Source organism: Sporosarcina sp. FSL K6-1508 (genome assembly GCF_038007465.1).
GTDB classification, from domain to species: Bacteria; Bacillota; Bacilli; order Bacillales_A; family Planococcaceae; genus Sporosarcina; species Sporosarcina psychrophila_B.
This window is the reverse complement of record NZ_JBBOXF010000001.1, coordinates 2,387,367-2,400,573: the sequence shown is the minus strand read 5'-3', so window position 1 is coordinate 2,400,573 and position 13,207 is coordinate 2,387,367. Positions and strand designations below refer to the sequence as shown.

General features: G+C 41.5%; 12 protein-coding genes and 1 riboswitch. Of the genes, 6 read left to right on the top strand and 6 right to left on the bottom strand.

Going from position 1 to position 13,207, the window contains the following annotated elements; translation table 11 throughout:
* Window positions 1–12: 12 nt before the first annotated feature.
* Complete coding sequence (locus MKZ11_RS12005) at window positions 13–588, top strand: VanZ family protein (protein WP_340794661.1); 576 nt, start codon at window positions 13–15, stop codon at window positions 586–588.
* A 91-nt stretch (window positions 589–679) separates the two neighbouring features.
* Window positions 680–1,342 carry a GntR family transcriptional regulator gene (locus MKZ11_RS12000; RefSeq protein WP_340794660.1) on the top strand — a complete coding sequence of 221 codons (663 nt, stop codon included), beginning with the start codon at window positions 680–682 and terminating at the stop codon, window positions 1,340–1,342.
* Window positions 1,343–1,385: 43 nt separating this feature from the next.
* Here MKZ11_RS12000 and brnQ read toward each other — a convergent pair whose 3' ends face one another.
* The 5 genes from brnQ to MKZ11_RS11975 all read right to left on the bottom strand — a co-directional run bounded on the left by brnQ (window position 1,386) and on the right by MKZ11_RS11975 (window position 8,595).
* Window positions 1,386–2,741 carry a branched-chain amino acid transport system II carrier protein gene (gene brnQ, locus MKZ11_RS11995; protein WP_340794659.1) on the bottom strand — a complete coding sequence of 452 codons (1,356 nt, stop codon included), beginning with the start codon at window positions 2,739–2,741 and terminating at the stop codon, window positions 1,386–1,388.
* Between the two features lie 152 nt (window positions 2,742–2,893).
* The gene (locus tag MKZ11_RS11990; protein WP_340794658.1) at window positions 2,894–3,502 is read right to left on the bottom strand and encodes a TetR/AcrR family transcriptional regulator; all 609 of its coding nucleotides are present in this window, start codon (window positions 3,500–3,502) and stop codon (window positions 2,894–2,896) included.
* On the bottom strand, window positions 3,477–4,223 hold the full coding sequence (locus MKZ11_RS11985; protein WP_340794657.1) for an SDR family NAD(P)-dependent oxidoreductase: 747 nt from the start codon (window positions 4,221–4,223) through the stop codon (window positions 3,477–3,479). Before MKZ11_RS11985 ends, MKZ11_RS11990 begins: the two co-directional genes overlap by 26 nt.
* Before the next feature lie 140 nt (window positions 4,224–4,363).
* Complete coding sequence (locus MKZ11_RS11980; RefSeq protein ID WP_340794656.1) at window positions 4,364–7,441, bottom strand: SMC family ATPase; 3,078 nt, start codon at window positions 7,439–7,441, stop codon at window positions 4,364–4,366.
* The gene (locus tag MKZ11_RS11975) at window positions 7,438–8,595 is read right to left on the bottom strand and encodes an exonuclease SbcCD subunit D (RefSeq protein WP_340794655.1); all 1,158 of its coding nucleotides are present in this window, start codon (window positions 8,593–8,595) and stop codon (window positions 7,438–7,440) included. Before MKZ11_RS11975 ends, MKZ11_RS11980 begins: the two co-directional genes overlap by 4 nt.
* 149 nt (window positions 8,596–8,744) lie before the next feature.
* Window positions 8,745–8,848: riboswitch (TPP riboswitch) on the top strand.
* A 121-nt stretch (window positions 8,849–8,969) separates the two neighbouring features.
* Between MKZ11_RS11975 and tenA the strand changes: the two genes are divergently transcribed.
* From tenA to MKZ11_RS11955, 4 genes are read left to right on the top strand one after another with little or no spacing between them, the layout of a single operon-like run.
* Window positions 8,970–9,662, top strand: coding sequence for a thiaminase II (gene tenA, locus MKZ11_RS11970; protein ID WP_340794654.1), 693 nt, complete (start codon window positions 8,970–8,972; stop codon window positions 9,660–9,662).
* Window positions 9,649–10,398 carry an ABC transporter ATP-binding protein gene (locus MKZ11_RS11965; RefSeq protein ID WP_340794653.1) on the top strand — a complete coding sequence of 250 codons (750 nt, stop codon included), beginning with the start codon at window positions 9,649–9,651 and terminating at the stop codon, window positions 10,396–10,398. Before tenA ends, MKZ11_RS11965 begins: the two co-directional genes overlap by 14 nt.
* On the top strand, window positions 10,395–11,135 hold the full coding sequence (locus tag MKZ11_RS11960; RefSeq protein WP_340794652.1) for an ABC transporter permease: 741 nt from the start codon (window positions 10,395–10,397) through the stop codon (window positions 11,133–11,135). The genes MKZ11_RS11965 and MKZ11_RS11960 overlap by 4 nt, the downstream gene beginning before the upstream one ends.
* Window positions 11,132–12,109 (top strand): ABC transporter substrate-binding protein, encoded by a 978-nt coding sequence (locus MKZ11_RS11955; protein ID WP_340794651.1) that lies wholly within the window; start codon window positions 11,132–11,134, stop codon window positions 12,107–12,109. The genes MKZ11_RS11960 and MKZ11_RS11955 overlap by 4 nt, the downstream gene beginning before the upstream one ends.
* A 144-nt stretch (window positions 12,110–12,253) precedes the next feature.
* Here the strand turns inward: MKZ11_RS11955 and MKZ11_RS11950 are convergent, their stop codons facing one another.
* A complete protein-coding gene (locus MKZ11_RS11950; protein WP_340794650.1) occupies window positions 12,254–13,186 on the bottom strand; it encodes a metal ABC transporter substrate-binding protein in 933 nt (310 codons plus the stop codon).
* Window positions 13,187–13,207: the final 21 nt, after the last annotated feature.

Here is a 13,207-nt window from a genome sequence, read left to right as displayed (position 1 = left end):
AAGGTGGATTTAATGACATCAATTTTAGGTTATATCGGAGAAATGATTCCATATTTACTAGTTGCTTTACCAATTATCCTCATCCTCCGCGTCACTTACAATAACTTGCGAGGATACAAGGAGGTTCACTTATACCACGAAATTGGCATTGTTGTCTTTCTACTATTCATGACAGCGTTATTTTCGCAAACAATACTGACATTCCTCTATACAGGTCCCGTCGTTACACGCTCGTTTTCGAATGTAAATCTTATGCCGTTCAGAGTTTTTCAAGATAACTATTACGCCATAATGGAACTGAATTTTTGGCAACCCTTTATTATAAACTTTTTAGGTAACATCTGTATTTTCATACCCATCGGCTTTATGATTCCGATGTTATGGAAGACATTCAATCGTTTTTGGAAAGTTACTCTTATTGGATTAAGCATTTCACTTTTCATCGAAATAATGCAAGTGCCCCAAGCAAGAAGTAGCGATATAGATGATTTATGGTTAAACACAGTAGGTAGCATGGTTGGCTATTACATATATTACGTTACCAAAAAATGCTTTCCGAAGGCAGACGACTTGCTTAAAAAGGATTGATTCCCATTCGTAATATATTGCATATCTTCCAACTGGCGTCACTTTATTGTATACTAGAGCAATAATGACTTATATAGGATGGTGATTCACAATGCCGATACCGACAGAACACGAGAAGCCTCTTCGAATTTCCGCAAAGGAAAATGCCTTTAACCAACTCCAGCAATGGATTATAGATGGTACATTGCATCCAGGTGAAAAATTGAACGATACAGAACTTGCCGGGGCATTGGGGGTCAGCAGGACACCTATTCGCGAATCATTGCAACTGCTTGAAGTGCAAGGGTTTGTGAAGATGTATCCCGGAAAAGCGACACAAGTGACAGAAGTAGATAAAGAATCTATTATAGATCTTCTTCCGCCTCTCGCAGCGTTGCAAGCATTATCCGCGGAACTTGCAATTCCGCAACTTACTAAAGAAACAATTGCCTTACTTGAAAGTACGAACGAACGGTTTGCCGACGCGGTCTATACTAAAAATTATTTTTCAGCATTGAAAATCGATGAAGAATTTCATCAGATTATCGTCGATACGGCAAATAATCCATATATCTTATCTATGGTTGCATCGCTTCAAGCACATGTCAGAAGATTATTCTTCCATAATTCTATTATTTTGACTGAAAAGTCGATTGGAGAACACAATAAAATCATTAAGTTAATGAAAAATCGTGACGAAACGAACGTGTCCTCAATTATGCGTGGCAATTGGCTGCGGGCAATTGATGAATTCCATTCTTTAAAATCCAAGTAAATACAAAAAGCCGGTTCCCTTTCAACGAGGAACCGGCTTTTTATTATACTTCTACTATAGGTTTTTTCTGAATGCGTGCGGCTATTCCGGTTATTAGTATGACAATGAATACCGGTAAAAGCCAACCAAGTCCTTCCTCGTAGAAAGGCAGTACACGATCATAAAAGGATATAATTGGGGCTAACCAGTCAAAATAGTCTATCTTAAGTGATTTACAAAGCGTTTTAAATCCATCAATGAAACTAATCATAAATGCGACAACCGTGGCTGATACATACACTATCCGCGCATGATTGAATAGCGGTGAAAGGAAAGTCAGAATCATTAAAACAACAGCCAAAGGATATAAGAACATCAATACTGGAATCGAATACGTAATGATATTCGCCAATCCGAAATTCGCGATGACAAAACAGAACGTCGAGAAGAATATAACAAATACTTTGTAGCTGATTTTCGGCATAATTGTATTGAAGTATTCAGCACATGCAGTAACCAGTCCGATACTCGTAGTCAAACATGCGAGCAGTATGACCACAGCGAGCATAACCAATCCAAAAGTCCCTAAATAATGAGAAGATGCTCCACTTAGTACAGGGCCGCCCGTGTCAAATAGTCCGAACAACTCCGTACTAGTCGCTCCTAGATAAGCAATCCCTACATAGATAATTGCAAGGAATGTAGTCGCGACTGCACCTGCTTTCGCTGTCGCCTTAAGAATTTCACGCTTATTCGTCACACCCATGGAGCGGATGGCGTTAATGACGATAATCCCGAAGACCAGTGAGGCGAGTGCGTCCATTGTATTATAGCCTTCCATAACACCTTTTATTAACGCTCCGCTTGTATAATCGCCTTGTGGAGGCTGAATCACACCCATTGGTTTTACAATGACCAAAACCAATAAAGCCAACAAAAGAACGATGAGTGCCGGTGAGAGAATTTTACCGACACGGTCAACAATTTTTGCAGGATTTAACGACAACCACAATGTTAGACCAAAGAACAATAACGTGAAAATAATGGAAGCACTTTGTATATACTCCTCGCTAATAAATGGGGAGATTCCGATATCAAACGCAACTGCACCTGTACGTGGAGCAGCGAAGAATGGACCGATTGTTAAATAGAGTAGTGATGTGAAAACAACTGCATAAACTGGATGAATCCGGCTTGCAAGTTGCTGTAAATTTTGGCTTCCTGAGAAGCCCATCGCTAGTATACCAAGAAACGGAAGTCCCACGCCTGTCACTAAAAATCCGATAATAGCTAGCCACATGTTCGTTCCGGCGTACTGCCCAAGCTGTGCTGGAAAAATAAGATTTCCGGCTCCAAAAAATAGTGCGAATAGCATCAAACCAATAGCAAGATACGATGAAAATGATAATTTCTTTTGCATAATTCCAGTTCCCCCTTGATGTTAAAACAGCATTATGTGTATGCAATATATCGCTAAAGTAATAATACGCCTATAGCTTCCTAAATGCAATATATCACTGGAAGTTCTTTTAAAAATACCTGTTGCAGCATAATACTGCAACAGGTATTTTTTCACATTTTATAATGCTCCCCGTCAACCATCAAGAACAACATACGTTTTATGTCTTCCGGAACAATCGATAGATTCAATTGAGGGTCATGAATTTCTTTATGCTTCAACATCGCAAGAAGCGCACCAATCAGACCCACTTGTAACAATATCAAATCAATTTCTGCTATTACTCCTTTTTTAATCCGTTTCAAAATTTCACAATCAATGATCGATTGCTTATAAATGTATCGGACATAGTCCTCAGAAAGCTCTGGATGCTTCTGTGATTCATTATACAAAATTGAATATTGAGGTCTATTTTTAAAAACAACTTCCATGACATATGTAGCCCATTCATGGAAAAGTTCTTTTTCAGACAAGGCTACGTAATAGTCTTCATCCCTCTCTGCAAGACGCTCCGGTTCAACAGTCGCAAGCAATAGCGCTTTTTTTCCTTTGAAATGCTTGTACAGTGCCGCTTCTGACAATCCAACTTTACTGGCAATCTGTGCAGTTGATGTTGCGTCAAAACCCCGCTCAAAAAAAAGTTCTCTAGCCACTTCAATAATTCGTATTTTCGTCAGATTTCCTTTTGTTTGTTGCTTATTTGAATGAGGCGAACCCGTCATCAAGCATAACCACACTTCCGTTAATCACATCTGCTTCTTCTAATGATAGCAAGTATACCGCATTTGCGATCGCTTCAGGACGAATAAGCTGCTGACGCATTTGCTGTTTTTTCAAATGCTCTTCCAAACCAGCATCTTTATAACCTTGAATGATTGGTGTATCGACTCCGCCTGGCGCAACGCCTACAACACGAATTCCGTAAGGCGCCAATTCCAGTGCAGCCGTTTGCGTCATCATGCGAACTGCTCCCTTGGATGCCTGATAAGAAAATGTACCATGGTTCGCCATATATCCGAAAACGGAAGCCGTGTTAATAATAACTCCTTTGACATTCAAATCACGCATTTTCCGTCCTGCCGCCAAAATCCCGTAGAATACTCCGTTTTGATTGACACCAATTACTCGATCATAATCGCTCATGTCATAGTCCAATAAATGTTTCATTCCCCCAATACCAGCATTGTTATGAAGAACATCGATTGAGCCATAAAGTTCGACTGCTTTATCGACAAGCGCTTCAACTTCTTCGAATTTAGAAACATCTACTTGTACAAATGTTGCTTCTCCACCTTCTTCTTTAATAAGGCTAACCGTTTGATTTCCGCCTATTTCATTAAAATCGGCAACAATAACTTTATCCCCTTTTCTTGCGAATTTCATTGCTGTCTCGCGTCCAATGCCACTTGCTGCTCCCGTAATTACGACTACACGTTCTGTCATGACAATCTCTCCATCCTCATTTAAGTTAGTTAGTACTCACTCACATATTTTGATCATACACTTCTATTTATCATTTCACAACTCTTTGTCTTCAAAAAAACGTACTGCATGTGAGTATGCAGCACGAGATTAATAGTTGTTTATTTGATTAAAAAATTAGTGTGACTATATCCTTCTCTCGTCTTTTTCACTTCAAGAGTCGCTGGGAAAGCGGCCTTCAATTCTTCTACGTGAGAGATGACGCCAATCATCCTGCCTGATTTCTGCAGGTCGATAAGCGTATCTATCGCTTTGTTCAGCGATTCTTCATCAAGCGAACCGAATCCCTCATCAATAAACATCGTGTCTATCGAAACTGAGCCTTGGAAGCTTTGGATGACATCTGCCATACCAAGTGCCAGGCAGAGGGATGCATTGAACTTTTCACCGCCTGACAAAGTCTTCACATCGCGAGTTTGTCCTGTATAGGCATCGTATACATCGAGACCCAGTCCGCTTTGCCTCCCTCGCACTTCCTGACGGTCACTTCGCATCAAGACAAATTGTCCGTTCGACATCTCTTTCAACCGTTCATTTGCAGACTGGATGATTCGCTCCAAATATTCGATTTGAATATAGCGTTCGAACGATAGTTTCAATCCGTTCTGCCCTCTTACAATATCGTAAAGGTCTGTGATTTTCCCATAAATCCGTTCAAGTTCAATCACCTTTTCAGACGACTTCACAAGTTTCTCTTTCAAACCAAATGCAGTCTTTTCAAATTCTGACGAAGCATTGTAGTCAGTAAGAGCGGCTTCATAGTCACGTTTCAAATCGTTCACTTTCGTTTCCAAACTACTTAGATCCACTATTTCTTTTCCTTCAAGCATAACTCGTAATTCCGCCACTGCATCGCGCAATGAATGGAGTTGCTGTTTATAGTTTGCAACTTTTTCTTTTAACGAATTACGGTCCACTTCTGGCATTTTTGCCTCGCGATAAGCCTCTACAGTTGGGAACGCGGATTCTTCCAATGCTTTTTTGAATCTACTTTCCGCCCGACTCTTTTTCCCTTTGGCTTCTTCCAAGGTTTTCACTGCATGCATTTCCGCAGATTTCGCCGTCGTCAGTTTCTCACTAGTTTCTTCACGCACTTTCTGTACGCTTTCCCAAGCATGATCTAATTCCGCTTTTTTCTTTTCTGCCCCAGCAATACGCTCCTGAAGTGCGGCAAGTACCTGCACATCTTCCGGTATCGTTTGTAATGTCATGTTAAAAAGGGCTAATTGAGTATCGTACAACGATTGTTGTCGTATCAATGCGTGTTCCATATCCGATTTTTGTGTCATGAGCTGTGCTGCGACTACTTCTTGTTGTTTCAATTTCTCTTTCAGATCGACGAGTAATTTTCGATCCCCGCGAAGCTTGGCCACTTCTGTCTCTACTTCCCGTTTAACCTCATGTAAATTCTTTTTATCCACTTCTATAGCTAACAGCTTCATTTCTTGTTCTTTATCCTTTAACTGTTCTACTGCATTTTGATAGGTAATGGCTACAGTTCGGAATTGACTTTCGGCTTCTTTCAGCCGTTCTTTTTCTGCCTCAAGCTGTTCTTTTGAAACAGTTGCTTCAATTGTTTTATGAGATTTGGCGGGATGTTCTTCGCTTCCACATACCGGGCAAGATTCACCGTCATTAAGAGACGCAGCTAACATAGCTGCTTGGTTATTCAACCAGAGTTGTTCTACTCGATCGTATTTCTTTTGACATACTTCATAATGCGCTTCCTTGTCGCTCTTTCCTTGTTCCAATATGTTCATCCGATTTTGAATGACGTTGAATTCATCCAGTACTTTGCATTTTTCATTTACCACATTTAATTGATCGATACGTTCATCATACTGAACAAGTCCCGCTTCAACCGTCTCGATTTTCAATTTCATACTTTCCACGTTCTTGGTTTCTTCTTCTGTTTTTCTAGCGGTTATTTCTAGTTCTTTTCCCAGAATATTATTTTCTTTTTTCATCAAATCAAGAGCAGCTTTTTTTGACGCTAAACTCGAAACTTCTGGTAAATAATCTTTTAGACGAATCAAGCTTTCTGCCAGTTGGTCACGGTCTTCTTTTCTTTCTTCTTCAGCTCTAAAACGTTGTCCGGCAAGTTCCATCTTCTCTGTTGCAATCTGGACTGCTTCCTGGGCTCTTTTAAGATCAACAGCTTTTGAAACAGTTTCTTCTTTCAATGCCTGAAACTGCATCTCGATTTCTCCAATTGAAACGGCCCGCTCTGCATCAGCCAGCTGCTGTTCTTTTCGTTCCATAGTCGGCAACTGTTCCGCTAACCCATTTAACGTAAATTCTTTTTGACGCAATTCAACAAAACGTTCATTCACACCTTTCGCGGAGTGGTACGTTTCTTGCATTTTGGTATGCTTTGCATAGACGTCGTCATAAGTCTTTTTAACAACAACCGTCTTTTCTTGATAAAATACAAGTTCTTCTTCTAACCCTTGAACGACTTGATTCACATTGTAATGTTCATTCGCCAGGACAGTAAAGACCGATGACTCACGTTCCGGCAGTAGGGAAGTTATTTGGCTAATATGCCCCTCGCTCTGTTGCATCTCTTTTGTCAATATCAGCTGTGCATTGTCTTTTTTCTCTTTCAATCGTTCTACAATTTCACGGTACTGATCTGTTTTAAATATTTTCCGCATGATTGTTTCTTTGTTTTCTGTATCCGATGTTAGAAACTTCCGGAATTCTCCTTGCGGCAACATCACAATTTGACTGAATTGCGCCTGTGTAAAACCGATCAGTTCCTCCGCCTTCTTATTAATTTCAGATACAATCTGTCTTTCAACTAGTGGTACTTCCCCGTCTGCCGTAAGTTCATAGAACTCGCATCGCGCGGTCGTTTCAGATTTATTCCCCTGTTTCACATATGGAATTTGCCGCATAATCCGATATGTCCGATTATGAATGTCAAACGTCAGCTCAACGGTCGTTTGAACTGCATCGTCAGCGAAGTCACTTCGCATCGCACGGTTATCCGTTCGGTCTTCTCCGCTCGCCTGACCGTATAGCGCAAAACAAATACCGTCAAAAAGCGTCGTTTTCCCTGCACCTGTTGCACCCGAAATGACGAATAGCCGATTGTCTTTCAATTCCCTGAAATCGACCGTTTCCATCCCTTTATATGGTCCAAATGCTGTCATTATTAGTTGGATTGGTCTCAATGTCCTGTCCCCTCCTTATGCATAACTTCATGGAGCACTTCCGCAAAAAGAGTTTCCGTTTCCGTGTCTGGCGCTTCGCCTTTCATCTCATCATAAAATGCTTTAAATAGTGCTAAATCATCATGCTTCACATGTTCCATCCGTTGTTCATCCCTCGAATTTGCAGTCTGTATAAACACTTTACGCTCAACATGCATCGCATTCGGATAGACCGACCGAACTTTTTCCATGGGGAATAAGACCGGTGTCTCATCCAATAGTTTGACGAATACGTAGTCCTCACTCACCGTATGTAATAAAATATCTTCCATAATCCCTTCAACTGTCCGCATATCGTGCTTCGGTTTCAACGCACGTTTTTCAACAACAACTTGTCCTTCCGCATCAAGTTCAATAATTAAAAAACCTTTGTTATGGTTTTCTTCTGAAATCGAGTATTTCATTGGCGATCCTGCAAACCGCACCGTTTCATTTAACACATAATGTGCCTGATGCAAATGTCCAAGTGCTGTGTAGTGAAATGGTTCGAAAAGATGTGCCGAAACGTATTCTGCTCCGCCAATTGCCAGTGGCCGTTCCGAGTCACTCGTATTGTCTTCACTTTCCCCGTGAGGTGTCACAAACGCATGTCCTACAAACACATGTCGTGCACCATCTGCCATTTGTTCACGAATTCCAGCTATCACTTTTTTCATTGCATCATTATGATTCACGATTGTTTCATCACCATATAAATGCTTTACAATCGATGGATCTGCAAACGGTACGAGATGAAAATGGACTTCTCCGAATTCATCCGTTAAAACGATCGGCTCTATTTCTTTCGTCATTTGACCGGCAATATGATAACCATTCACTCGCATCAATCCGCTTCCAAAATGGAGGCGTCCTGGGCTATCGTGGTTACCGCTAATTGCAAGGACAGGTGTCTCAAGTTCCATGGTGATTTTTCCGAGCACTTCATCGAGTAGTGCAACCGCTTCTGTCGGGGGTACCGCACGGTCATATAAATCGCCTGCGATAACGACCGCATCCGGCTTCTCTTCTCTAATTGCCTCAATGAATTGATCAAGGACATAACGCTGTCCGTCCGTCATATAAATCCCTTGAACGAGCTTGCCTAAATGCCAGTCCGCAGTATGAAAAAATTTCACTTCAATTTCCCCTTTCAATGTTCTTTCTCTCTACTTTACAGGATAATTCCGTAAAAATGAAACATACATTCCTTTTTACTTTTTCCAATGTTAAGGTTGACCTTCTAATTTTAGTATGCCTATAATGACAATGAGTCCAATTTCATATGATCCACCGCTAGGGGTGCTCTAACAGAGCTGAGAGAGGCATGTGCCTTGACCCTTATAACTTGAACTGGTTAATACCAGCGTAAGGAAGAGGTGCTGACACAATAATTCTGCCGGTCTGTTTTCCGGGACACTGTTGTCTGTCTACAACCCACTTCTTCTTCAAGGAGTGGGTTTTTTGTTACGTTTATTTAATTGGATAAAATCAAAGGGGGAGTGTTTTAGTTATGAAGTTCACCGAACGATTACTTGAAAAGACGTTACCAATCTGGAGACAGAATCATAGCCATCCTTTCGTACAAGGAATTGGCGATGGGACGCTTGATCCGGATAAATTCAGGTTTTATATGGTACAGGATTACTTGTATTTGATTGATTATGCAAAACTATTTGCGATTGGGGCTGTAAAAGCCGACGACTTGGAAACGATGGGCAAATTTGCGACACTACTCGATGGGACGCTGAACAAGGAAATGGCCCTGCATCGAAGCTACGCGCTGCGGTTCGGCATTTCTGAACAGGAACTTGAAAATGCTAAGCCGTCACCAATTGTTCTTGCCTATACGCACTACATGTTACACGTCTGTCAAAATGGAACCGTTGCGGAAGTGATGGCTGCTCTGCTTCCTTGCGCATGGAGTTACTGGGAAATCGGTAAGGAGCTAAATGCTATTCCAGGTGCTGCCGATCACTCGTTATATGGCGATTGGATTCAGATGTATTCTTCGGATGAATTCGAGGAACTTGCGGGCTGGTGTATTGATTTAATGAACAAATCAACAGAAGGAAAACCGGAGCATGAACTGTTAAAGCTCGAGGAGATCTTCCTCAATACAACTCGTTATGAATATATGTTTTGGGATATGGCAAATACAAAACAAATGTGGCCTGGAGTTGAAATGATAAATGCTATCGTTTGACGGTGTTTCATTCACGTACCAATCAGGCAACAGCATACTCGATAATCTGTCATTCAACATTCTTCCCGGTGAGTTTATTTCGATAATTGGTGTTAGCGGTTCCGGTAAAAGCACGATTTTCCGTCTTGTAACCGGATTAGATGAACCCTCAAACGGTACCATTTCTCTTGAAGGGAATCCAAATACTCAGCGCCTCGGAAAGGTCGGCTATATGCCCCAACAAGATTTGCTACTGCCTTGGCGAACCATTTTAGAAAATGCATGCCTTCCACTTGAAGTAGCCGGATTAGATAAGAAGGCCGCCAAGGAACAAGTACAACCATTATTACAAGAGTTCGGCCTTGGTGGAACAGAGGATAACTATCCAGAAGAACTTTCGGGTGGAATGAAGCAGCGCGTCGCTTTCTTACGCGCTGTTCTTTCTGGCAATTCCCTCCTATTGTTGGATGAACCGTTTTCAGCACTCGACGCCATCACCCGACTGGCTATGCAAGAGTGGCTCATCAATCAATGGGAAAAGCGCAAATCAACTGTGCTTTTCATCACACATGACGTAGAGGAAGCACTGTTTCTGTCAGATCGTATTTTTCTGTTGCAAAACAAACCTGTCACTTCTTTCGTGGAAATCGAAGTGCCTCTTGAAAGACCTCGACTAAGAAACGATTTACATCGCGCTGAAATGCTCCAGCTAAAAGAACTGCTTATCGGCAAGCTTAGAAGTGAGGTAACGCTGTGAAAAATACGACATCCTTAGTAATTATTTTAGGATTTCTAAGTATCTGGGAGTTGAGCGCACGCCTTTACGGTAAAGCGTTCATTCTACCTTCCCCTATTCAAATTTTTATACGTTTTTGGGAACTGAAGGAAGTATTATTGTTGAAACATCTGCCGGTTACTTTGATGACGATTGTTATCGGCTTAGCCATTTCGATTATTTCAGGAACAGCAATTGCAGTGCTAATGTCTTCCCGTCCCGGCGTACGAAAAGCACTCTATCCAATTCTCATTGCATCTCAAATGGTTCCTATTATTGCACTTGCACCTATTTTTGTACTGTGGTTCGGATACACAATTTGGAGCAAAGTTGCCGTTACTGTGCTCATCACATTTTTCCCGATAACAGTGAATACATTCGATGGTTTATCGTCAGGAAAAAAAGATATAAAAGAACTCTTTTTGACGATGGGTGCTTCAAAAAAGGATATTTTCTATAAATATTCCGTGCCAACTGCCCTTCCCCATTTCTTTTCTGGAATGAAAGTCGCCGTGACCCTCAGTGTGATTGGCGCGGCTATCGGGGAATGGCTCGGTGCTCAGGCTGGACTTGGTTACTTTAGCCGGCGCATGATGACGCAGTTCGATGGTGCAGCTGTTTTCGCGCCCATCTTTGTACTGAGTGCCGTCGGAATCGGTCTATTCATCTGTGTGACCATTATTGAAAATCGAACGTTAAAATGGAGGATTAAGAATTGAAGAAAATCACATTATCACTAACAAGTATCGCGCTAATTCTATTGCTCAGCGCGTGCAATACTAATGAAAAAACAGAAAAGGTAAGTATCATGCTTGATTGGTATCCTAATGCGGTACATAGCTTCCTTTATGTTGCGGAGGAAAAAGGTTATTTCAAAGATGAAGGCATTGAACTGGATATCAAGTTCCCCGCAAGTCCGACTGATCCTATTAACCTTGCAGCAACAGGAAAAGTGACTATGGGCATCACCTATCAGCCTGACGTTATAATTGCAAAGTCTGAACAGAATATCGGTATTAAATCCGTCGGCGTTCTCGTTCGTTCGCCATTGAATCACGTAGCATTTTTAAAAGAAAGTGGTATCGAGTCACCAAAAGATCTAGAAGGAAAAACTGTAGGCTATTCAGGAATCCCTTTGAACGAAGCAATACTAGAAACAATGATGAAAGCAGATGGTGCAGACTACGGTAAAGTAAACATGGTCGATGTGGGGTTTGAATTAAATTCTGCATTGATTTCAAAAAAAGCAGACGCTGTTATCGGGGCATATATTAATCATGAAGTACCGCTACTTGAATATGAAGGATTTCCAACAGGGTATATTGACCCGACAGACTTCGAAATACCTTCGTTTTATGAACTTATTGTTGTGACAAGTGACGATACCTGGAAGAAAGACCAAAAGAACATCGAAGCATTTTGGCGCGCTGCCGGAAGAGCCTTCGATGATATGGAGAAAAATCCTGAAGAAGCGCTGTCTATCTTGCTAAAATACCAGGATGAAGCGAATTTCCCACTCGTCGAGGTCGTTGAAAGTGAGTCGCTTTCAATTCTTCTTCCGAAAATGAAAGCACCTGGTACGTTTGGTGAGCAGGAGGAACAGGCATGGCAAGCAACTGCCGATTGGATGACAGAAACCGGATTATTGAAAAACAAAGCAAATCTTGATGGAATTTTCATTAATATGGACTAACAAGAAACAAGCTTACACTGAGGTTATCACCGCCATGGATTGTGTTATCACCGACCCAAACGTGGTTATCACCGATACAACCATTTCCTCCAAAAAGCAGCCAGGACTTTTGAAGAGAAAAGTCTTGGCTGCTTCATCATGTTGTTATTGATTCAAACCACTATAAATCATGTCTGCGTTCCATCTAAGCATTTTTACATACGTATCGCCATCATCACCAGGTTTCCCTAGAGAGTCTGTAAAGATTTTTCCTTTAATCGGCACATTCGTTTCCCTTGATACCATTTCCATGCTACGTGGATCGATACTTGTTTCTAAAAATAGCGCTTGAACCTTTTCCTCGTTGATGGTTGCAATGATAGTTGTCAGCTGTTCAGGTGTTCCTTCATGGTGTGAATTGATTTCCCAAATGTAGGCTGCATTAAAATCATACGCTTTGGAGAAATATTTGAACGCACCTTCACTTGTCACAAGTATCCGTCGTTCTTCTGGGATTTGGTTCATTTTCTCCACGATTTCTTCATGAAGGGCTTTGAGTTCAGTGATATATGCATCCGCGTTTTCATCGTAGATATCTGCATTTTCCGGATCTATTTTCTTCAGGGATTTACGCACATTTTCTACATACTTGATGCCATTGCGCACATCGAGCCAAGCATGGGGATCTTCTTCCCCTAAATGGTCCTTCGAACTGAGGAGCATCGGTTCAACCCCTTCACTTACACGAAATACCGGCGCATCCTCTCCCGCTTTTCCAGCGGTTTCCATCAATTTAGTAAACCATGCATTTCCTTCTTCTAAATTTAGCCCGTTATAAAAAACAACATCTGCATCTGTCGTCAAAGCGACATCTGCCGGAAGTGGATCATATTGGTGAGGATCTGATCCAATCGGTGCAAGGCTGTGAACATCGACCAAATCTCCCCCGACATTTTTCACAATATCGTAGACAATCGAATACGTCGCAACGACCTGCAGTTTTTCACCCTTCTCTTTTGGAGCAGTCGTACCTTGCCCACACGCCGACAACAAGACCCCTACAATAAGCATCGTAAACAGCATAATACTTTTTTTCATAATCAAACTTCCCCCCCTGTT

What these genes read in the sequence shown, in the direction of transcription:
- MKZ11_RS12005 (WP_340794661.1), top strand. Translation starts at nt 13, where the DNA reads ATGACATCAATTTTAGGTTATATCGGAGAAATGATTCCATATTTACTA.
- MKZ11_RS11985 (WP_340794657.1), bottom strand. Translation starts at nt 4,223, where the DNA reads ATGACAGAACGTGTAGTCGTAATTACGGGAGCAGCAAGTGGCATTGGA.
- tenA (WP_340794654.1), top strand. Translation starts at nt 8,970, where the DNA reads ATGAAGTTCACCGAACGATTACTTGAAAAGACGTTACCAATCTGGAGA.
- MKZ11_RS12000 (WP_340794660.1), top strand. Translation starts at nt 680, where the DNA reads ATGCCGATACCGACAGAACACGAGAAGCCTCTTCGAATTTCCGCAAAG.
- MKZ11_RS11990 (WP_340794658.1), bottom strand. Translation starts at nt 3,502, where the DNA reads ATGACGGGTTCGCCTCATTCAAATAAGCAACAAACAAAAGGAAATCTG.
- MKZ11_RS11965 (WP_340794653.1), top strand. Translation starts at nt 9,649, where the DNA reads ATGCTATCGTTTGACGGTGTTTCATTCACGTACCAATCAGGCAACAGC.
- brnQ (WP_340794659.1), bottom strand. Translation starts at nt 2,741, where the DNA reads ATGCAAAAGAAATTATCATTTTCATCGTATCTTGCTATTGGTTTGATG.
- MKZ11_RS11950 (WP_340794650.1), bottom strand. Translation starts at nt 13,186, where the DNA reads ATGAAAAAAAGTATTATGCTGTTTACGATGCTTATTGTAGGGGTCTTG.